This is a genomic window from Pseudomonas paraveronii (assembly GCF_963681955.1).
GTDB lineage: Bacteria > Pseudomonadota > Gammaproteobacteria > Pseudomonadales > Pseudomonadaceae > Aquipseudomonas > Aquipseudomonas paraveronii.
This window is the reverse complement of record NZ_OY817130.1, coordinates 1,037,744-1,057,609: the sequence shown is the minus strand read 5'-3', so window position 1 is coordinate 1,057,609 and position 19,866 is coordinate 1,037,744. Positions and strand designations below refer to the sequence as shown.

General features: G+C 60.1%; 25 protein-coding genes. 12 read left to right on the top strand and 13 right to left on the bottom strand.

Annotated elements, in window-relative coordinates; all coding sequences use genetic code 11:
* Nucleotides 1-111: 111 nt before the first annotated feature.
* Together U5A08_RS04695 and U5A08_RS04690 are read right to left on the bottom strand one after the other, a co-directional pair.
* Nucleotides 112-597: a hypothetical protein gene (locus tag U5A08_RS04695; protein ID WP_321850536.1), complete on the bottom strand. Its 486-nt coding sequence runs from the start codon at nucleotides 595-597 to the stop codon at nucleotides 112-114.
* A 61-nt stretch (nucleotides 598-658) separates the two neighbouring features.
* A complete protein-coding gene (locus U5A08_RS04690; protein ID WP_247395973.1) occupies nucleotides 659-1,216 on the bottom strand; it encodes a hypoxanthine-guanine phosphoribosyltransferase in 558 nt (185 codons plus the stop codon).
* Nucleotides 1,217-1,379: 163 nt separating this feature from the next.
* Here U5A08_RS04690 and upp point away from each other — a divergent pair, with 163 nt between their 5' ends.
* Nucleotides 1,380-2,018 carry a uracil phosphoribosyltransferase gene (gene upp, locus U5A08_RS04685; RefSeq protein ID WP_253393428.1) on the top strand — a complete coding sequence of 213 codons (639 nt, stop codon included), beginning with the start codon at nucleotides 1,380-1,382 and terminating at the stop codon, nucleotides 2,016-2,018.
* 2 nt (nucleotides 2,019-2,020) lie between these two features.
* Entirely contained in the window at nucleotides 2,021-3,295 is a 1,275-nt protein-coding gene (locus U5A08_RS04680) for a uracil-xanthine permease family protein (protein WP_247395975.1), read from the top strand.
* Between the two features lie 70 nt (nucleotides 3,296-3,365).
* Here the strand turns inward: U5A08_RS04680 and hisC are convergent, their stop codons facing one another.
* The 10 genes from hisC to U5A08_RS04630 all read right to left on the bottom strand — a co-directional run bounded on the left by hisC (nucleotide 3,366) and on the right by U5A08_RS04630 (nucleotide 11,595).
* Nucleotides 3,366-4,418 (bottom strand): histidinol-phosphate transaminase, encoded by a 1,053-nt coding sequence (hisC, locus tag U5A08_RS04675; protein ID WP_321850533.1) that lies wholly within the window; start codon nucleotides 4,416-4,418, stop codon nucleotides 3,366-3,368.
* 3 nt (nucleotides 4,419-4,421) lie between these two features.
* Complete coding sequence (hisD, locus tag U5A08_RS04670; protein ID WP_321850532.1) at nucleotides 4,422-5,747, bottom strand: histidinol dehydrogenase; 1,326 nt, start codon at nucleotides 5,745-5,747, stop codon at nucleotides 4,422-4,424.
* A gap of 378 nt (nucleotides 5,748-6,125) precedes the next feature.
* Complete coding sequence (gene hisG, locus U5A08_RS04665; RefSeq protein ID WP_010567704.1) at nucleotides 6,126-6,761, bottom strand: ATP phosphoribosyltransferase; 636 nt, start codon at nucleotides 6,759-6,761, stop codon at nucleotides 6,126-6,128.
* Nucleotides 6,762-6,917: 156 nt separating this feature from the next.
* On the bottom strand, nucleotides 6,918-8,183 hold the full coding sequence (murA, locus tag U5A08_RS04660) for a UDP-N-acetylglucosamine 1-carboxyvinyltransferase (protein WP_247395978.1): 1,266 nt from the start codon (nucleotides 8,181-8,183) through the stop codon (nucleotides 6,918-6,920).
* Nucleotides 8,184-8,206: 23 nt separating this feature from the next.
* Complete coding sequence (locus U5A08_RS04655) at nucleotides 8,207-8,446, bottom strand: BolA family protein (protein ID WP_247395979.1); 240 nt, start codon at nucleotides 8,444-8,446, stop codon at nucleotides 8,207-8,209.
* A 114-nt stretch (nucleotides 8,447-8,560) separates the two neighbouring features.
* Nucleotides 8,561-8,866, bottom strand: coding sequence for an STAS domain-containing protein (locus tag U5A08_RS04650; protein ID WP_247395980.1), 306 nt, complete (start codon nucleotides 8,864-8,866; stop codon nucleotides 8,561-8,563).
* Complete coding sequence (locus tag U5A08_RS04645; protein ID WP_253393425.1) at nucleotides 8,863-9,510, bottom strand: MlaC/ttg2D family ABC transporter substrate-binding protein; 648 nt, start codon at nucleotides 9,508-9,510, stop codon at nucleotides 8,863-8,865. The genes U5A08_RS04650 and U5A08_RS04645 overlap by 4 nt, the downstream gene beginning before the upstream one ends.
* Nucleotides 9,511-9,521: 11 nt before the next feature.
* The gene (mlaD, locus tag U5A08_RS04640) at nucleotides 9,522-9,989 is read right to left on the bottom strand and encodes an outer membrane lipid asymmetry maintenance protein MlaD (RefSeq protein WP_247395982.1); all 468 of its coding nucleotides are present in this window, start codon (nucleotides 9,987-9,989) and stop codon (nucleotides 9,522-9,524) included.
* Nucleotides 9,989-10,786, bottom strand: a complete 798-nt coding sequence (gene mlaE / locus U5A08_RS04635) for a lipid asymmetry maintenance ABC transporter permease subunit MlaE (RefSeq protein WP_253393424.1) — start codon at nucleotides 10,784-10,786, stop codon at nucleotides 9,989-9,991. The genes mlaD and mlaE overlap by 1 nt, the downstream gene beginning before the upstream one ends.
* On the bottom strand, nucleotides 10,786-11,595 hold the full coding sequence (locus U5A08_RS04630) for an ATP-binding cassette domain-containing protein (protein ID WP_247395984.1): 810 nt from the start codon (nucleotides 11,593-11,595) through the stop codon (nucleotides 10,786-10,788). Before U5A08_RS04630 ends, mlaE begins: the two co-directional genes overlap by 1 nt.
* A gap of 313 nt (nucleotides 11,596-11,908) precedes the next feature.
* Between U5A08_RS04630 and U5A08_RS04625 the strand changes: the two genes are divergently transcribed.
* The 10 genes from U5A08_RS04625 (at nucleotide 11,909) to U5A08_RS04580 (ending at nucleotide 18,932) form a co-directional block, all read left to right on the top strand.
* Complete coding sequence (locus U5A08_RS04625) at nucleotides 11,909-12,883, top strand: KpsF/GutQ family sugar-phosphate isomerase (protein ID WP_247395985.1); 975 nt, start codon at nucleotides 11,909-11,911, stop codon at nucleotides 12,881-12,883.
* Nucleotides 12,884-13,408 carry a KdsC family phosphatase gene (locus U5A08_RS04620; protein WP_017738753.1) on the top strand — a complete coding sequence of 175 codons (525 nt, stop codon included), beginning with the start codon at nucleotides 12,884-12,886 and terminating at the stop codon, nucleotides 13,406-13,408.
* A gap of 8 nt (nucleotides 13,409-13,416) precedes the next feature.
* Nucleotides 13,417-13,989 (top strand): LPS export ABC transporter periplasmic protein LptC, encoded by a 573-nt coding sequence (gene lptC / locus U5A08_RS04615; RefSeq protein WP_048723956.1) that lies wholly within the window; start codon nucleotides 13,417-13,419, stop codon nucleotides 13,987-13,989.
* Nucleotides 13,976-14,509: a lipopolysaccharide transport periplasmic protein LptA gene (gene lptA, locus U5A08_RS04610; RefSeq protein ID WP_253393423.1), complete on the top strand. Its 534-nt coding sequence runs from the start codon at nucleotides 13,976-13,978 to the stop codon at nucleotides 14,507-14,509. The genes lptC and lptA overlap by 14 nt, the downstream gene beginning before the upstream one ends.
* The gene (gene lptB / locus U5A08_RS04605) at nucleotides 14,509-15,234 is read left to right on the top strand and encodes an LPS export ABC transporter ATP-binding protein (protein WP_253393422.1); all 726 of its coding nucleotides are present in this window, start codon (nucleotides 14,509-14,511) and stop codon (nucleotides 15,232-15,234) included. The genes lptA and lptB overlap by 1 nt, the downstream gene beginning before the upstream one ends.
* Before the next feature lie 197 nt (nucleotides 15,235-15,431).
* Nucleotides 15,432-16,925, top strand: a complete 1,494-nt coding sequence (locus U5A08_RS04600) for an RNA polymerase factor sigma-54 (RefSeq protein WP_247395989.1) — start codon at nucleotides 15,432-15,434, stop codon at nucleotides 16,923-16,925.
* Nucleotides 16,926-17,000: 75 nt separating this feature from the next.
* Nucleotides 17,001-17,306, top strand: a complete 306-nt coding sequence (hpf, locus tag U5A08_RS04595) for a ribosome hibernation-promoting factor, HPF/YfiA family (RefSeq protein WP_017845983.1) — start codon at nucleotides 17,001-17,003, stop codon at nucleotides 17,304-17,306.
* Nucleotides 17,307-17,318: 12 nt separating this feature from the next.
* On the top strand, nucleotides 17,319-17,783 hold the full coding sequence (ptsN, locus tag U5A08_RS04590) for a PTS IIA-like nitrogen regulatory protein PtsN (protein WP_253393421.1): 465 nt from the start codon (nucleotides 17,319-17,321) through the stop codon (nucleotides 17,781-17,783).
* A 2-nt stretch (nucleotides 17,784-17,785) separates the two neighbouring features.
* Nucleotides 17,786-18,643 (top strand): RNase adapter RapZ, encoded by an 858-nt coding sequence (rapZ, locus tag U5A08_RS04585; protein WP_253393420.1) that lies wholly within the window; start codon nucleotides 17,786-17,788, stop codon nucleotides 18,641-18,643.
* A 16-nt stretch (nucleotides 18,644-18,659) separates the two neighbouring features.
* Nucleotides 18,660-18,932 carry an HPr family phosphocarrier protein gene (locus U5A08_RS04580; protein ID WP_247395996.1) on the top strand — a complete coding sequence of 91 codons (273 nt, stop codon included), beginning with the start codon at nucleotides 18,660-18,662 and terminating at the stop codon, nucleotides 18,930-18,932.
* A 38-nt stretch (nucleotides 18,933-18,970) separates the two neighbouring features.
* Here the strand turns inward: U5A08_RS04580 and U5A08_RS04575 are convergent, their stop codons facing one another.
* Nucleotides 18,971-19,864: a ZIP family metal transporter gene (locus tag U5A08_RS04575; protein ID WP_321850523.1), complete on the bottom strand. Its 894-nt coding sequence runs from the start codon at nucleotides 19,862-19,864 to the stop codon at nucleotides 18,971-18,973.
* Between the last annotated feature and the right edge of the window lie 2 nt (nucleotides 19,865-19,866).

Below are 19,866 nucleotides of genomic sequence, written 5' to 3'. Positions count from 1 at the left end.
CTGCGGGAGGGGGCTTGCTCCCGATTGCGGGGTGTCAGTCGACATCTAATCGACTGATCTACCGCAATCGGGGGCAAGCCCCCTCCCACATTTGGTTCTTCAGCGTTCTCGCTACTTGGAGCGAACGGTGCCGGTGTGCAAATCCGCCCAGATATGCCCGTTGGCATAACTGAGGAACTGCACATACACCGTGTCATTGCGCAGCAGGTCGACGATCACGCGGTATTGGGCCGCGGGGTAGGACAGGGTCAGGGTTCTGGTCTTGTCGTCGAACACCGGTTTTTTCAGGCTTTTGCTTTCGGCGTCGAAATTGAGGATCACCTGAGCGATGGTCGCGCCTTTGTTCAAGGACTTGCCCTTGAGGCGAATCATCAACGGCGACGTCACGGGGATCGGCTGTTGCGTGGATTGACGCTGGTTACCCACCACCACCGCGTACTCGGTGACTTGCAACAATTGCTGCTGATCGGGCGCTGCGGCGCGCAGGGCCAGGTCGTCCGGCGGCAGGAATTGGCTATGCATCGGCGCCGGGGCGGCGGCCAGCGGCAGACTGAGGCTCAGCGCCAGGGCGGCGCAGGTGCGAATCAACAGGCTCATGAACAACTCCAGACGCAGAGGCTAGGCACGATAGCATGCCAACCCTGCGCCGATGCCTTGATTACATCCCTTTAACGGCGTAAATCCCATTGGCATTACGCCAGTAACCTTTGTAGTCCATGCCGTAACCGAAAATGTAGCGGTCGATGCACGGCAGGCCGACGAAATCGGCTTTCATTTCAGGGCGTGCCTTGCGGTCGTGGTCTTTGTCGATCAGCACGGCGGTGTGGACTTTGCGGGCGCCGGAGTGTTTGCAGAAGTCGATGATCGCGCCCAGGGTATGCCCTTCATCGAGGATGTCATCGATGATCAGCACGTCGCGGTCCATGAACGAGACTTCCGGTTTGGCTTTCCAGAACAGGTCGCCGCCGCTGGTTTCGTTGCGATAACGTGTGGCGTGCAAGTAGGACGCTTCCAGCGGGAAGTGCAGATGGGTCAGCAATTTTCCAGCGAAAATCAGACCACCATTCATCACGCAGAAGACCACCGGGTTGGTGTCGGCCATTTCGCGGGTGATCTGTGCGCCGACCTTGGCGATCGCCTCTTCGACTTGCGCTTCGGTGTACAGGCAGTCAGCCTCGCGCATGATTTGACGGATATGCTCGAGATCAGCGGACATGGCGCTCTCCAGGGGGTGCTGTGGCAAGAAAAGCGGGCAAAGGTACGCATGTGAAGCGCAACGTTCAAGCCTTAATGGACTAACGTGCTAGATGTCTATAGGACAACACCCTCGGATAGATTAATCTAGGCCGGTTTTTTTGCCCGCCGCCGGAGCCTTTCCCATGCCCACTCGCGAGATCCGCCATCCGCTGATCCGACACAAGCTCGGCCTTATGCGCCGCGCCGACATTAGCACGAAGAACTTCCGTGAGCTTGCTCAGGAAGTCGGAGCGTTGCTCACCTACGAAGCCACCAAAGACCTGCCCCTGGAAAGCTATGAGATCTGCGGTTGGGCCGGTCCCGTCCAGGTCGAGAAAATCGCCGGCAAGAAAATCACCGTGGTGCCGATCCTGCGCGCCGGCATCGGTATGCTCGAAGGCGTACTCAGCCTGATCCCGGGCGCAAAAGTCAGCGCCGTGGGCGTGGCCCGCAATGAAGAAACACTGCAGGCCCACACCTACCTGGAAAAACTCGTACCGGAAATCAACGAGCGCCTGGCGATGATCATCGACCCGATGCTCGCCACCGGCAGCTCCATGGTTGCCACCATCGACCTGCTGAAGAAGGCCGGTTGCAAGGACATCCGCGCCATGGTGCTGGTCGCCGCGCCCGAAGGTATCGCCGCCGTCGAGAAGGCTCATCCGGACGTGCAGATCTACACCGCGTCCATCGATGAGCGCTTGAACGAACACGGCTACATCATCCCAGGCCTGGGCGACGCCGGTGACAAGATCTTCGGTACCAAGCAGAAGGACGCGTGAGCATGCAGGATGAATTCAACGACCCGCTTTGGCGCCAGATCCTGTCTGGCGCACAAATGCTCTTCGTAGCATTTGGCGCGTTGGTGTTGATGCCGCTGATCACCGGTCTTGATCCAAACGTCGCACTGTTCACCGCAGGCCTGGGCACATTGCTGTTCCAGGTGGTGACCGGACGGCAGGTGCCGGTGTTTCTGGCGTCGAGCTTTGCCTTTATCACCCCGATCATTCTCGCCAAGGGCCAGTTCGGCCTGGCGGCGACCATGGGTGGGGTGATGGCGGCCGGTTTCGTTTATACCTTCATGGGCCTCGCGGTGAAGATCAAGGGCACCGGTTTCATTGACCGGCTGCTGCCGCCGGTGGTGATCGGGCCGGTGATCATTTCCATTGGCCTGGCCATGGCACCGATTGCCGCCAATATGGCGATGGGTAAATCCGGCGACGGCGCCGAGTTGATCCATTACCAGACGGCGATGCTGATCTCGATGCCGGCGTTGCTGACCACAGTGATCGTGGCCGTGTTCGGCAAGGGCATTTTCCGCCTGGTGCCGATCATCTCCGGGGTGCTGGTGGGCTTTGCCATGGCGTTCTACTTTGGCGTGGTCGATACGGCCAAAATTGCCGCCGCACCGTGGTTCGCCCTGCCCCACTTCACCGCGCCGGAGTTCAACTGGCAGGCGATTCTGTTTATCGTCCCGGTGGCCCTGGCCCCGGCGATCGAGCATATCGGCGGTGTGATCGCGGTGGGCAGCGTGACCGGTCGCGACTATCTGAAGAAGCCCGGCCTGCACCGCACCCTGCTGGGTGACGGGATTGCCACCACGGCCGCCGGCCTGTTTGGCGGCCCGCCGAACACCACCTACGCCGAAGTGACCGGCGCAGTGATGCTGACCAAGAACTACAACCCGAAAATCATGACCTGGGCGGCGGTGTTTGCCATCAGCCTGGCGTTTATCGGCAAGTTCGGCGCACTGCTGCAGAGCATTCCGGTGCCGGTGATGGGCGGGATTCTGTGCCTGCTGTTCGGCTCGATTGCTGCCGTGGGCATGAACACGTTGATTCGCCACAAGATCGACCTGGGCGAAGCGCGCAATCTGGTGATTGTGTCGGTGACCCTGGTGTTCGGGATTGGCGGTGTGCTGGTCGGCACCGGCAACGGCCCGGACGATTTCGGCCTGAAGGGCATCGCCCTGTGTGCGGTGGTGGCGATTGGTTTGAACCTGCTGCTGCCGGGCAATGATGGCTGGAAGCACAAGAAGCCGGATGACCCGCTGATCTAACCAGCACTGCAAAACTGAATGTGGGAGGGGGCTTGAGCCCCCTACCACATGTTTAGATCTTCAGTGTGACTTAGAGCTCGCCTAGGCCATCGATCAGCGCCTGGTTCTGCTCCGGCGTACCGATGCTGATCCGCAGGAACTGGTCAATCCGCGCCTGCTTGAAGTGCCGCACAATCACCCCTTGCTCACGCAACTTGGCCGCCAGGCCGGCGGCGTCGTGCCGTGGGTGACGAGCAAAGATGAAGTTGGCCGCCGACGGCAGCACGTCAAAACCTTTCTCCTCCAACTGCGCGACAACCTTTTCGCGGCTGTCGATCACCCAGCGGCACGTCTTCTCGAAGTACGCACGGTCATCGAACGCCGCCGCCGCGCCGACAATCGCCAGGCGATCGAGCGGATAGGAGTTGAAGCTGTTCTTGACCCGCTCCAGCGCCTCGATCAGGTCCGGGTGGCCCACGGCCAGGCCCACGCGCAAACCGGCCAGTGAGCGCGATTTGGACAAGGTCTGGGTGACCAGCAGGTTCGGGTAGCGATCCACCAGACCGATGGCAGTTTCACCGCCGAAGTCGACGTAGGCTTCATCCACCACCACCACCGAATCCGGGCTGGCCTTGAGGATCTGCTCCACCGCATCCAGCGCCAGCACGCAGCCGGTCGGCGCATTCGGGTTGGGGAAAATGATCCCGCCGTTCGGCCTGGCGTAGTCCGCCGCGCGGATCTGGAACTGCTCATCCAGCGGCACCGGGTCGGACTTGATGCCGTAGAGGCCGCAGTACACCGGATAGAAGCTGTAGCTGATATCCGGGAACAACAGCGGCAGGTCGTGCTGGAACAGCGCGTGGAAGATGTGTGCCAGGACTTCATCGGAACCGTTGCCGAGGAACACTTTACCGGCGTCGATCCCGTAAAAGCGGGCCACGGCCTGCTTGAGCAGGTCGCTGTTGGGGTCCGGGTACAGGCGTAGGTTGTCGCTCAACTCGACCTGCATGGCCGCCAGCGCCTTGGGCGACGGACCGTAGGGGTTTTCATTGGTGTTGAGCTTGACCAGTTTGCTCAGCTTGGGCTGCTCACCGGGCACGTAAGGCACGAGGTCCTTGACGAAGGGGCTCCAGAATTTGCTCATGTCTCAGTTCCCCTTATTGTCTTCAAGGATGCGGTATTCGGCGCTACGTGCGTGGGCGCTCAAGGATTCGCCACGGGCCAGTACCGAGGCGGTCTTGCCCAGCTCGGAAGCGCCTTGTGGCGAGCAGAAGATGATCGACGAACGCTTCTGGAAGTCATACACCCCCAGTGGCGACGAGAAACGCGCGGTGCCAGAGGTTGGCAATACGTGGTTGGGGCCTGCGCAGTAGTCGCCCAGGGCTTCGCTGGTGTGGCGGCCCATGAAGATCGCGCCGGCGTGACGAATCGACGGCAGCCAGGCTTGCGGGTCGGCCACGGACAATTCCAGGTGCTCCGGTGCGATGCGGTTGGCCACTTCGATGGCCTGCTCCATGTCGCGCACCAGGATCAGCGCACCACGGCCATTGATCGACTTCTCGATGATCTCGGCGCGGTCCATGCTCGGCAGCAGCTTGTTGATGCTGGCGGCGACTTTGTCGAGGAACTCGGCGTCTGGGCTGACCAGAATCGCCTGGGCGTCTTCGTCATGTTCGGCTTGGGAGAACAGGTCCATGGCGATCCAGTCCGGGTCGGTCAGGCCGTCACACACCACGAGGATTTCCGAAGGGCCGGCGATCATGTCGATACCGACCTGACCAAACACGTGGCGCTTGGCGGTGGCGACATAGATGTTGCCGGGCCCGACCACTTTGTCGACCTTCGGCACGCTTTCGGTGCCGTAGGCCAACGCCGCGACAGCCTGGGCGCCGCCGATGGTGAACACCCGGTCGACACCGGCGATGCAGGCTGCCGCGAGGACCAGTTCGTTGATTTCACCGCGCGGCGTCGGCACCACCATGACCACTTCGGTCACCCCGGCGACCTTGGCCGGAATCGCATTCATCAAAACCGACGACGGGTACGAGGCCTTACCGCCCGGCACGTACAGCCCGGCGCGATCCAGCGGCGTGACCTTCTGGCCCAGCACGGTGCCGTCGGCCTCGGTGTAGCTCCAGGAATCCTGTTTCTGCTTCTCGTGGTAACTGCGCACCCGCGCCGCCGCGAGTTCCAGGGCTTCGCGCTGCGGCACGGTAATCCGCGTCAGGGCCAGCTCCAGGCGTTCACGGGGCAGGATCAGGTCCGACATGGACTTGACGTCCAAACCGTCGAACTGGCGGGTGAAGTCCACCAACGCGGCGTCACCGCGCTCGCGCACGGCCTTGATGATGTCGAGCACCCGCTGGTTGACCGAGTCGTCGGACACACTTTCCCAACTCAGCAGATGATCCAGATGATGGGCGAAATCCGGGTCGGCAGCGTTGAGTCGGGCAATTGCAGTGGACGTGGTCATAGCGAGGGCCTCATAGGATTGGCAAAAACTCAGGCGCCCGAAGGTGCGCTGACATTCAATAACGAATCGCGTTGGTGCTGCGGTCGTGCCAGGCAAGGCGCGGGACGCCGGTAAGGGTTGTTTCCTTACCAAGTCCCGCAACGCAGCATGGCGCGGCCACAGTACCAACCCGTAGGGCCTTGCCTCAAAAGGCAGGCGGCTACGCGTCGCTAGGTATTGAAAAAGAATCTTCTACTAACATAACTTGCCTTTTGGGGTAAGGCGCGATTCGTTATTGAACGTCAGCGCACCTTCCCCGCAGTCGTTTCCGCTTGGGCACCTGAGAATTCTGGCTATGAGGCGGATAGACGGGCGCAGCCGTTTGGCTACGCGGGTTGGTCAACCGCGGTGTCGCGACTCCACTGCGTTGCGCAGGGTATCGATCAACGCCTGGATACGCGCGTGTTGCATCTTCATCGATGCCTTGTTGACGATCAGGCGAGAGCTGATGTCAGCAATGAAATCCTGGGGCTCCAGGCCGTTGGCGCGCAGGGTGTTGCCGGTGTCGACCACGTCGATGATCTTGTCGGCCAGGCCGATCAGCGGTGCCAGCTCCATCGAGCCGTACAGCTTGATGATATCGACTTGACGGCCTTGCTCGGCGTAGTAACGCTTGGCGACATTGACGAACTTGGTGGCCACCCGCAGGCGCCCCTTGGGCTCGACGTCACCGACCCGGCCAGCGGTCATCAGCTTGCACAGGGCAATACGCAGGTCCAGTGGCTCGTACAGGCCCTGGCCACCGTATTCCATCAATACGTCTTTACCGGCGACACCCAGGTCGGCGGCACCGTGTTCAACGTAGGTCGGCACATCGGTAGCCCGCACGATCAGCAGGCGAACGTCGTCCTGGGTCGTAGGGATGATCAACTTGCGGCTCTTGTCCGGATTCTCGGTCGGCACGATGCCCGCTTCAGCCAGAAGCGGCAAAGTGTCGTCAAGGATGCGGCCCTTGGACAGTGCGATGGTCAACATGGGAAACGTCAGTCCTTCATCAGGCTATTGCGGTCTGGTCGCAAACGGCGCCAGACACAGATCGAGGCCATTACAGCCTCGATTTGAAACACATTCAGCCGGGATACGCAATTGCATACCCCGAGCGGGCGCTTCCCTGCGCCCGTGCAGCAGGGACTAGCCCGGTACGCGGCGGATCTTCGCGCCGAGCATCTGCAGTTTTTCTTCGATGCACTCGTAGCCACGGTCAATGTGGTAGATGCGGTCGATCAGCGTGTCACCCTCTGCGCACAGCGCGGAGATCACCAGGCTGGCCGAGGCTCGCAGGTCGGTGGCCATGACGGGCGCGCCCTTGAGCTTGTCGATGCCGGTCACAATGGCCGTGTTGCCTTCGACCTGGATCTTCGCGCCCATGCGGTGCAGTTCGTACACGTGCATGAAGCGGTTTTCAAAGATGGTCTCGATCACGGCACCGGTGCCTTCGGCAATCGCGTTCAGGGAGATGAACTGCGCTTGCATGTCGGTCGGGAACGCCGGGTACGGGGCGGTCCGCACGTTGACGGCTTTTGGCCGCTTGCCGTGCATGTTCAGCTCGATCCAATCTTCACCGGTGGTGATTTCAGCGCCGGCTTCCTTGAGTTTTTCCAGCACGGACTCAAGGATGGTCGGATCAGTGTCCTTGACCTTGACGCGGCCACCGGTGACGGCGGCGGCAACCAGGTAGGTCCCGGTCTCGATGCGGTCCGGCATCACCTTGTAGGTGGCCGAATGCAGGCGCTTTACACCCTCAATGGTGATGGTGTCGGTGCCGGCGCCGCGGATGTTGGCGCCCATGGCGATCAGGAAGTTGGCCAGGTCGACCACTTCCGGTTCGCGCGCGGCGTTTTGCAACACACTGCGACCGTTAGCCAGGGCCGCGGCCATCATGATGTTCTCGGTACCGGTCACGCTCACGGTATCAAAGAAGAAGCTGGCGCCACGCAGGCCGCCTTCCGGCGCCTTGGCCTTGATGTAGCCGCCTTCGACGTCAATGGTGGCGCCCATGGCTTCAAGACCGCGGATGTGCAGGTCCACCGGACGCGAACCGATCGCGCAACCGCCAGGCAGGGCGACTTCGGCTTCGCCGAAACGGGCGACCATCGGGCCAAGCACCAGGATCGACGCACGCATGGTTTTCACCAGCTCATACGGGGCGATCAGGGTCTTGATGGTGCGCGGGTCGATTTCAACCGACAGTTTTTCGTCGATCACCGGCTCAATGCCCATGCGACCGAACAACTCGATCATGGTGGTGATGTCGTGCAGGTGCGGCAGGTTGGCCACGGTCACAGGGCCATCGCACAGCAGGGTCGCTGCCAGGATCGGCAAGGCGGAGTTTTTCGCACCGGAAATGCGGATCTCGCCATCAAGGCGGGCACCGCCGGTAATAATCAATTTATCCATAAGAATCTCGACGCCTTGGGGGCTCAGGTGCGCTCGGCCCAGGCCGCGCGGCTGAAAAATTTCATAGTGACCGCATGGATGCTGCCATCGGTGATCCACGGGTTCAAATGGGCATAGACCTGCTGTTGACGCTTGACCGGGCTCAGTGCCGCCAGTTCATCGCTAATCAAATTCAGCTGGAAGTTGCAGCCTTCGCCTTCAACTTCTACGTTCGTTTCCGGCAGCTTTCCTTCAAGGAAGCTCTTAACTTCTAGGGCCTGCATGCTCAACCTCTATCGGCGCCCAGTGCGCACGGGTCGCACATCATACAAAAAAGCCCCGCGCCTGCGAACCCCGCATAGCAGGACTCTGACGGGGGGCTTCCTTGAAAATGTGTATTAAGGATGCGCCAACAGCTCGGTCAGACCGTAAACCTCGGCAATTTCACGCATGTCATCGGGCAGCGCACTTATGCTGACCGGTTTTTTGGCTGCCTCGGCATCACGTATGAAGCACAGCAGTAACGACAAACCGACGCTGCTGGACTTGCTCACCGCCGAGCAATCGAGCACCAGCGACGGCGCGGTGCTCGCCTTGATCAGCGCCTGCCCCTGCTTGCGCAAGTCCGGCCCGGAGCGGTAATCCAGCACACCGCTGAGGAACAACTCGCCAGCGTCGCCGATACGAACAGCCGCCTCGGTCATTGCGCGGGCTTCCCAGCGGCTTTATCGGTTTCTTCCTTGGCCTTGGCCACTTCACCGGCCCAACCATTGATGGTCTTGTCCAGGTCGTTGCCATTGCGCTGCATGGCGTCAGCGAACTGATCACGGAACAGCTTGCCAATGTTGATGCCGTTGATGATCACGTTACGCAGTTTCCACTCGCCGCTGATCTTCTCCAGCGTGTACTGCACAGGATAGACCGCGCCATTGGTGCCCTTGACGACCATGCCGACGCTGGTGCGATCGCCCGACTCATCCTTGGCGGCGTCGACAGTGATCCCCTGGTTGTTGTATTCGAGCAGGGCGTTACCGTAGAACTGGAACAGGCCCTTTTTGAAGTTCTCCTGGAATGTCTGCATCTGCGCGGGCGTGGCCTTGCGCGAATACTTGACCGTCATGATGCTGCGCGAAATGCCTTCGGCGTCCACGACCGGGCCGACAATGGTATTAAGCGAGTCGTAAAACTTAGTCGGGTCTTGCTTGTACTGTTCTTTATTGGCGGTCAGGTCAGCCAACATTTTGCTGGTCGTGTCCTGCACCAGTTCGTGCGCAGAACCCGCCGCGTTGGCCATCAACGGCAGTGCTGCAAGCAGTACCAGCAGACCACGTCGCAAGGTAGAGATCATGAACAGAGTCCTCATTTGGCGTCTTTATTGACCGTATTGAGCAGAAATTTACCGATCAGGTCCTCAAGCACCAGCGACGACTGTGTGTCGTGGATGGTGGAACCATCCTTGAGCAGAGCTGTTTCGCCACCCACGCTGATCCCGATGTACTTCTCGCCCAGCAAGCCCGCGGTGAGGATAGACGCGGTGGAGTCGGTTGGTAGGTTATCTACCTTTTTGTCCAACTGCATCGTCACTCGCCCGGTGAAGCTGTCGCGATCCAGATCGATTGCCGAGACCTTGCCGATGGTCACACCGGCCATGGTCACTTTAGCTCTGACAGTCAAACCGGCGATATTGTCGAAGTACGCGTAAAGTTTATAAGTATCGGCGGTGGGGCTGGCCGAAAGGCCACTGACTCGCAGGGCCAGCAACAGTAAAGCCAGGATGCCAGCCAGCAAGAAAAGGCCGACACCGATTTCCACAGTGCGGTTTTGCATCAGAAATCTCCAAACATCAAGGCGGTCAAAATAAAGTCAAGGCCCAGTACCGCCAGCGAGGCGTACACAACGGTCTTGGTGGTGGCGCGACTGATCCCTTCTGAAGTGGGCTCACAGTCATAGCCTTGGAATACGGCGATCCAGGTCACGACAAAGGCGAAGACAATGCTCTTAATGATGCCATTGAACACATCGCCGCTGAAGTTCACGCTGTTTTGCATGTTGGACCAGTAGGAGCCTTCATAGACCCCCAGCCAGTCCACCGCCACCCACGAACCGCCCCAGATACCCACCACGCTGAAGATCATCGCCAGCAGCGGCAGGGAAATGAAGCCGGCCCACAGGCGCGGGGCAACAATGTACTTGAGCGGGTCCACGCCGATCATCTCGAGGCTGGACAACTGCTCGGTGGACTTCATGTTGCCGATTTCGGCGGTCAGCGCGGAACCGGCACGCCCGGCGAACAACAGGGCCGTGACGACCGGGCCGAGTTCACGCAACAGCGTCAGGGCGACCATCTGCCCCACCGCCTGCTCCGAGCCGTAGCTGGACAGGATATTGAAGCCTTGCAACGCCAGCACCATGCCGATGAAGAGCCCGGAGACCACGATGATCACCAGGGACATCACACCAACGGAGTGCAGTTGCTTGATCAGCAGGCCGAAGCTGCCGCCAATGCCACCACGGCCGAGCAAGGCGTGGAACAGGAAAATCGTCGAGCGGCCGAGCACTTCGATGATGTCGATGCCGGAACGACCGAAAAGGCGCACCTTCTCGATAAGAGATGTCTTGCGCATCAGCGCTTCCCCAGAAGATCTGAGCGGTAGTCCGCTGCCGGAAAATGAAAAGGCACCGGGCCATCGGGATCGCCGGTCATGAATTGGCGAATGCGCGGGTTGTCAGCGTTCATCAGTTCTTCCGGTGTTCCCTGCCCCAGCACCTGGCCATCACCGACCACATAGAGGTAGTCGGCAATGCTCGCAGTTTCGGCCAGGTCGTGGGAGACCACGATACTGGTGATCCCCAGCGCATCGTTGAGCAGGCGGATCAGGCGCACCAGCACGCCCATGGCGATCGGGTCCTGTCCCACGAAGGGCTCGTCATACATGAGAATCTGCGGATCGAGGGCAATGGCACGCGCCAGGGCGACACGACGTTTCATACCGCCAGACAGTTCGTCCGGCATCAGGTCGATGGCACCGCGAAGGCCCACGGCCTGCAGTTTCAGCAGCACGATGTCACGAATCATTTCATCGGACAGCTGGGTATGCACCCGCAGCGGAAACGCTACGTTTTCGAACACATCGAGGTCGGTGAACAGCGCACCGCTTTGGAACAGGACCCCCATGTGCTTGCGCGCATCGAACAGATCGCTGCGCGACAGCGTCGGCAGGTTCTGGCCGTTGACCCATACTTCGCCGGCGTTGGGCCGCAATTGCATGCCCATCAGGCGCAACAGGGTGGTCTTGCCGCAACCGGAAGGTCCCATGATGCCCGTGACCTTGCCACGGGGAATGCGAATATCGACGTTATTGAAGATGCTGCGCGTCCCGCGCTTGAAGGTAAGGCCCTTCAGCTCGACCGCGTAGGCGTTATCGGCACTCATCTAAACTCCTTGGAATGCAGCCTTTCACTCAGACACCACGTTTGCGACAAACGTTTGCAACGGTCGCGCAATATAGTTAGCCACATGGGCTGGGTGGACCGAACTGGCGGCGAACTATATCACTGCTGGTGCAGAGCCCCCAAGGCCGGAACAGCGCTTGTTCAGATTGGGGACAGGGAAAAACCGTTGCCGGCTATGTTACCGAGGAAGGAGTCTGAAGCGCCTGACGACTAAAGACTGACGAACTTGCGTGAGCGAATTGATCATTACCGTTATAATCGTCGACTTTTCGTCAGGCTATACGATTTCAGACATGAGCCAATCCAGCGACCTTATCCAATCCGCACAACGCACCATCCGCCTCGAGCTTGAAGCCGTAGAAGGCTTGTTGGCCCATATCGACGCAGATTTCGTGCGTGCCTGCGAGATGATTCTGGCCAGCAAAGGCCGCGTTGTCGTGGTCGGCATGGGCAAGTCCGGTCATGTCGGCAGCAAGATCGCCGCTACCCTGGCAAGCACCGGGACCACAGCGTTTTTCGTCCACCCGGCCGAAGCCAGCCATGGCGACATGGGCATGATCACCAAGGATGACATCATCCTTGCACTGTCCAACTCCGGCACCACCAACGAAATCGTGACCCTGCTGCCGCTGATCAAACGCCTGGGCATCCAGATGATCAGCATCACCGGCAACCCGGAGTCGACGCTGGCCAAGGCCGCCGAAGTAAACCTGAATGTTCACGTGACCGCTGAGGCCTGCCCGCTGAACCTGGCACCGACCTCCTCCACCACCGCCGCGCTGGTCATGGGCGATGCCTTGGCCGTGGCGCTGCTGGAAGCACGCGGGTTTACGGCGGAAGACTTCGCATTTTCCCATCCGGGCGGCGCACTGGGCCGACGCCTGCTGTTGAAAGTGGAAAACGTCATGCATTCCGGCGATGAGCTGCCCCAGGTACAGCGCGGCACACTGCTGAAGGACGCGCTCATGGAGATGACCCGCAAGGGCCTGGGCATGACCGTGATCCTGGAAGCCGACGGACGCCTGGCCGGCGTCTTCACCGACGGAGACCTGCGCCGCACCCTGGACCGCACTATCGATATCCACACCGCCACCATCGATGCCGTGATGACCCCCCACGGCAAGACTGCACGCGCGGAAATGCTCGCGGCCGAAGCCCTGAAGATCATGGAAGACCATAAGATCGGCGCGCTGGTGGTGGTCGATGGCGACGACCGCCCGATTGGCGCCCTGAACATGCACGACTTGCTGCGTGCGGGAGTGATGTAAATGACCAGCGACCTGTTGCAACGCGGCAAACACATCAAGTTGGCGATTTTCGACGTTGACGGTGTGCTGACTGATGGCCGCCTGTACTTCCTCGAAGACGGCAGCGAATTCAAGACATTCAACACCCTCGACGGCCAGGGCATCAAGATGCTCATGGCGGCGGGCGTGCAAACCGCGATTATCAGCGGTCGAAAAACCCCCGTTGTGGAACGCCGCGCACAAAACCTGGGGATTCCTCACCTGTATCAGGGCCGGGAGGATAAACTAGTCGTCCTGGACGAGCTGCTTGGCCAACTCAACCTAAGCTATGAGCAGGTTGCCTATCTGGGCGACGATCTGCCCGACCTGCCGGTGATCCGCCGGGTGGGCTTGGGCATGGCTGTCGCCAATGCGGCGGCATTTGTTCGCGAGCATGCCCACGGCATCACCACCGCCCGTGGTGGCGAAGGCGCCGCACGCGAGTTCTGCGAGCTGATCCTGCGTGCCCAGGGCAGCCTTGAAGCGGCCCACGCCGCCTACCTATAGAGCGTTTTATGCTGAGCAAAAAGATTCGCAACTTCCTGCTATTCGGGGTCATCGCCGCGCTGTTCCTGGCGGTTGGCTACTGGAATATCAGCCCGGAGCGCTTTCTCGACCAGCCTGTTGCGCAGGTTGACCAAGGCGCTATCGACTATTACGCCACCAATGCCTACAGCGTGCAGTTCCTACCTGACGGCAAAGTGCAGTACGAAATGACATCGGACAAAGTCGAACACTTGAAGGCATCCGAAGTCACCCTGCTGACCAACCCCGACCTGAATCTGTACCGCGGCACCGAATTCCCCTGGCACGTCACCAGCAAGCGTGGCGAAGTCAACCCGGACGGCACCGAAGTGGAACTGATCGACTCGGTGCGCGTCGCACGGACTGACGCGCAGAACCGCGACACCATCATTACCAGCAGTCGCATGACCGTATTCCCACAGAAGCAATATGCGCAGACCGAGCAAGACGTTAGAATCGACGGCGCTGGCGGCGTATCGACTGGCAAGGGAATGAAAGCGTATTTGAAAGAAAGCAGGATACACCTGCTATCGAACGTAAGAGGACAGTATGAGGCTCGTTAAAACCCTCCCTATTTTGCTCGGTCTGGGCGCAGCACTGGGAAGCGTGAGCGCCTGGGCTCTGCCGAACGATAGCCAGCAACCGATCCACATTTCGGCCGACGATGCACAGCTCGACGACAAGCAAGGCGTCGCGACCTACACCGGCGGTGTGATCATTACCCAGGGCTCGATGAAGATCACCGGCAACACGGTGACGCTGACTCGCACCCCCGCTGGCGACATCGACGTCGTGACTTCCGTGGGCAACCTGGCTTACTTCGAACAGAAGCAGGCGCCCGCCGATACCGCACCAATGAAGGGCTACGGTAAAACCATCCAGTATCACGCCCAGCAAAACCGCATCGTGCTGCTCGACCAGGCCAAGGTACTGAGCCCCGACGGCAACTCCACGGAAGGTGAGAAAATCACCTATGACACCGTGAAGCAGGTCGCCAACGCCGGTCGTGCCAACGGCACCAAGGTCACCGCACCACGCCCACGTATCGACATGGTTATCCAGCCGAAGAAGAAGGCCGAGTAATGGCAACCCTGAAAGCCCAGCATCTGGCCAAGGCCTATAAAGGCCGTCAGGTCGTGCGCGACGTCAGCCTGTCGATCGAGAGCGGCCAGATCGTCGGCCTGCTTGGCCCCAACGGTGCCGGCAAGACCACTTGCTTCTATATGATCGTCGGCCTGGTTCAGGCAGACCAGGGTCGCGTGTTGATCGACGACCTGGACGTCAGCCACCAGCCGATGCACGGCCGTGCGCGCGCCGGTATCGGCTATCTCCCCCAGGAGGCGTCGATCTTCCGCAAACTGTCGGTCGCCGATAACATCATGGCGATCCTCGAGACCCGTAAGGAACTCGACCGCGACGGCCGCCGCAAGGAGCTGGAAAGCCTGCTGCAGGAGTTCCACATCAACCACATTCGCGACAACCTCGGCATGAGTTTGTCCGGTGGTGAACGTCGCCGCGTGGAGATTGCCCGCGCACTGGCCACTGCGCCGAAGTTCATCCTGCTGGACGAACCTTTTGCCGGTGTCGACCCGATCTCGGTTGGCGACATCAAGCAGATCATCCATCACCTCAAGGCCAAGGGCATCGGTGTACTGATCACCGACCACAATGTCCGCGAGACCCTCGATATCTGCGAAACTGCATATATCGTCAACGATGGGCAACTGATCGCAGAAGGCGATTCGGCCACTATCCTGGCCAACGAACTGGTCAAGGAAGTGTATCTGGGCCACGAGTTCCGCCTGTAAGCCTGCCTTTAGAAAATGGCGGTGGCAGGCCGTTCGCCAAGGTGCGCGGGAGTCAATGAAAACCTCCGGATTTTTATTGTTACCGCGCTCTAGGCAAAGCCCCCGATATCAGGCATATAATTTGCTTATGTTTGGCGCTCACGCGCCCTGTCGTGGATGGCGCATTGCGCCGGCGAATAAGGTGTTAAGCCCCTGCCATGAAACCATCGCTAGTCCTGAGAATGGGCCAGCAGCTGACGATGACACCGCAGCTGCAACAGGCCATCCGCCTGCTCCAATTGTCGACACTGGACCTGCAACAGGAAATCCAGGAAGCCCTGGAGTCCAATCCGATGCTCGAACGCCAGGAAGAAGGCGACGACTTCGATAATGCAGACCCACTGGCCGACAACGTCGAGCAAAAACCCAATTCCGACGTGCAGGAACCCTCTTACCAGGAAACCGCCCCTACGGTGGATAACCTGGAGGAAGGCGAATGGAACGAACGCATTCCCAACGAACTTCCCGTGGACACCGCCTGGGAGGACGTCTACCAGACCAGCGCCAGCAGCCTGCCGAGCAATGATGACGACGAGTGGGATTTCACCACCCGCACCTCTGCCGGCGAGAGCCTGCAGAGCCACTTGCTGTGGCAATTGAACCTGGCACCGATGTCCGACACCGATCGCCTGATCGCCGTGACCCTGATCGACTGCATCAATAACCAGGGTTATCTGGACGAGACGCTCGAAGAGATTCTCGAAGCCTTCGATCCGGAACTGGACATCGAGCTGGACGAAATCGAAGCCGTCCTGCACCGCATCCAACAGTTCGAGCCCGCCGGCATTGGCGCACGCAACCTCAGCGAGTGCCTGTTGCTGCAATTGCGCCAACTGCCCGCCAAGACCCCTTGGCTCGCTGAAGCCCAACGCCTGGTCACCGACTACATCGACCTGCTGGGCAGCCGCGACTACAGCCAACTGATGCGCCGCATGAAGCTCAAGGAAGACGACCTGCGCCACGTCATCGAGCTGGTGCAAAGCCTCAACCCGCGTCCGGGCTCGCAGATCGAGTCCAGTGAAGCCGAATACGTCGTCCCCGATGTGATCGTGCGCAAGGACAACGAGCGCTGGCTGGTGGAACTGAACCAGGAATCGGTGCCGCGCCTGCGGGTCAACCCGCAATATGCCGGTTTCGTGCGTCGTGCCGACACCAGTGCCGACAACACCTTCATGCGCAACCAATTGCAGGAAGCGCGCTGGTTCATCAAGAGCCTGCAAAGCCGCAACGAAACCCTGATGAAAGTCGCCACCCAGATCGTCGAGCACCAGCGCGGCTTCCTCGAATACGGCGACGAAGCGATGAAACCCCTGGTTCTGCACGACATCGCAGAAGCGGTGGGCATGCACGAATCGACGATTTCCCGGGTGACGACGCAAAAATTCATGCATACCCCACGGGGTATATATGAGTTGAAGTACTTTTTCTCCAGCCACGTCAGCACCTCCGAAGGCGGCGAATGCTCGTCCACGGCGATCCGCGCGATCATCAAAAAACTGGTTGCCGCGGAAAATCAGAAAAAGCCGTTGAGTGACAGCAAGATCGCTGGTTTACTGGAGGCACAAGGCATTCAGGTCGCCCGTCGAACCGTCGCCAAGTACCGCGAGTCCCTTGGGATCGCGCCTTCCAGCGAGCGTAAGCGTTTGATGTGACGGGCAGGCCATAGCGTTCCAGTGGCGGGTATTCCGACCCGCCGCTTTATGCACTGGCAACGAAGGAGAAGCTGTATGCAAGTCAATATCAGTGGACACCAGCTGGAAGTGACCGACGCGCTGCGCACCTATATCGGCGAAAAACTCAAACGAATTGAGGGGCATTTCGACAAGATCACCAACGTGCAAGTGATTATGACCGTCGAAAAGCTGAAGCAGAAAATCGAAGCCACCTTGCGTATACCCGGCGGAGAAGTCGTCGCCAATGCTGAGCATTCTGATATGTATGCCGCCATTGACGATCTGACCGACAAGCTGGATCGCCAAATCAAAAAGCATAAGGAAAAGCAGCAGAGCCTTCTTCAGGGCACCGGCCGCTAACACTCCCCACCCATGATCCGACTTGAAACCATCCTGACCCCCCGCCGTTCCCTTGTGAACGCGCTGGGGGGCAGCAAGAAGAAAACCCTCGAAGAGATTGCCGACCTAATCAGCCGAGAAGTGCCTGGACTGGTGAAGCAAGACGTCTACGAGGCACTGATTGCCCGTGAAAAACTCGGTTCGACCGGTTTTGGTAACGGCATCGCCATTCCCCACTGCCGTCTCAAAGGCTGCGAGACACCTGTCAGCGCCCTGCTGCACCTGAAAGCTCCCATCGATTTCGACGCCATCGACGGTGCCCCGGTCGACCTGCTGTTTGTGTTGCTGGTCCCGCAAGCCGCCACCGATGCACACCTGGAACTGCTCCGGCAGATTGCCAGCATGCTCGACCGCAAGGAAGTACGCGACAAACTGCGCAGCGCCAGCAGCAATGAGGCGTTGTATCAGGTTGTCCTGGATGAACAAAACGGGCATTAATCATGCGTTTGATCATCGTCAGCGGCCGTTCCGGCTCAGGTAAAAGCACCGCCCTCAATGTTCTTGAGGACAACGGTTTCTATTGCATCGACAACCTGCCCGCCGGCCTGCTGCCGGAGTTGGCGGAGCGCGCGCTGATCCACACCGAACTGGCACAGCCGCTGGTCGCCGTGTCGATCGACGCCCGCAACCTGCCCAGCCACCTCTCGCGCTTCCCGGCACTGCTCGAGGAAGTACGCGCCAAGCACATTCATTGCGATGTGCTGTACCTGGACGCAGACGAAGAAACCCTGCTCAAACGCTTCTCCGAGACCCGTCGACGCCACCCCCTCAGCAGCCCGCATCGTTCGCTGGCCGAAGCCATCGAGGACGAGACCAAGCTGCTGGGGCCGATCATTGACCTCGCCGACCTCAAGATCAACACCACCAGCCTCAACCTGTACCAACTACGCGATGCCATCAAGCTACGCCTGCTGAACCAGCCCGAACCCGGCACGGCCTTTCTGGTCGAGTCGTTTGGCTTCAAGCGCGGAATGCCGGTGGATGCCGACTTGGTATTCGATGTGCGCTGCCTGCCCAATCCCTACTGGAAGCCGGAGTTGCGTGATCAATCAGGGCTGGATCAGCCTGTGGCGGACTATCTGGCCGCGCAACCGGATGTCGAGGAAATGTTCCAGGACATCTCCAGCTACCTGCTCAAATGGTTGCCGCGCTTTGCCGCGAGCAACCGGGCCTATGTCACCATTGCCATCGGCTGCACCGGCGGCCACCACCGTTCCGTCTATCTGACCGAACGCCTGGGCCAGACGCTGCAACAAACCCTCAAGAACGTCCAGGTTCGCCACCGCGACCTTAGCTGAAAGGAACACCCCCGCGATGCCCGCTCTGGAAATTGAAATCATCAACAAGCTGGGCCTGCACGCCCGGGCCTCGGCCAAGTTCGTCGGCATCGCCGGGCAGTTCCCCTGCCAGGTCCGCGCTGGGCGCACCCCAGAGTCCATGGTCGACGGCAAAAGCATCATGGCGATGATGATGCTGGCCGCCGGCAAGGGCACCAAGATTCATTTGAGGACCGAAGGCGAGCAAGAGCAGGAGGCGATGGACGCCCTGGTCAAGCTGATCAATAACTTCTTTGATGAGGGTGAATAAGCCCACCCTTTGAGCCAGCGGCTGAAGCCGCAACAGCTTCAGCCTAACGCGGTATCCATCACCATCATCAAACAGAACCCGATGCACAGCCCCAGGCTGGCGAGCTGTTCATGGCCATTGCGCCGCGATTCGGGGATCACCTCGTGAGTGACCACCAGCAGCATCGCGCCGGCGGCCAACGCCAAGCCTAGCGGCAGCAACACCTCTGCCAGGCTCACCAACCAGGCACAGAGCACGGCAAATATCGGCTCGACCAGTCCCGAGGCTGCACCGATCAGGAACGCCTTGACCCGCGACATCCCTGCCCCGGCCAACACCAACGCAATCACCAGGCCTTCGGGCACATCCTGCAAGGCAATGCCCATGGCCAGGCTGTCGGCATCCGGCATACCGCCGCCCGCCGAAACGCCCACGGCCATACCCTCCGGGATGTTGTGCGCAATGATGGCAAATACGAACAGCCAGATGCGTGGCGGGATCACCGGGTGTTCCGGCGTGCCTACCAGCATTTCCGGGCTGGCACCGGAGACCTTGCGGTCGACCAGGTACAATCCGAACGCCCCCAGCAGGATGCCAACGCTGATCAAGCCACTCGCGCCCCACGGGGTGAGTCCCAGGCCTTCAGCCGCCGCAATGCCCGGTACGATCAGCGAAAACGCCGTCGCCGCGAGCATCACTCCGGCACCAAAACCCAGCAAGGTATCGCTCAACGCCGCCGGCATGCGCCGGATAACCAACACAGGCACGGCGCCCAACGCGGTGCCGAGCGCGCAGATCGCCCCGCCCTGCAAGGCCCGCAGGATACGCGGCTCCAAGTCCAGCCAGGCGAATCCTTGAGCCACCAGCAATGCAGTACCTGCCAATAGCAGCAGCGAGCCAAACGCATAACGAAACATTCGCCCGCTGCTGATCGCCAGTGTTTCAGTGCCCATAG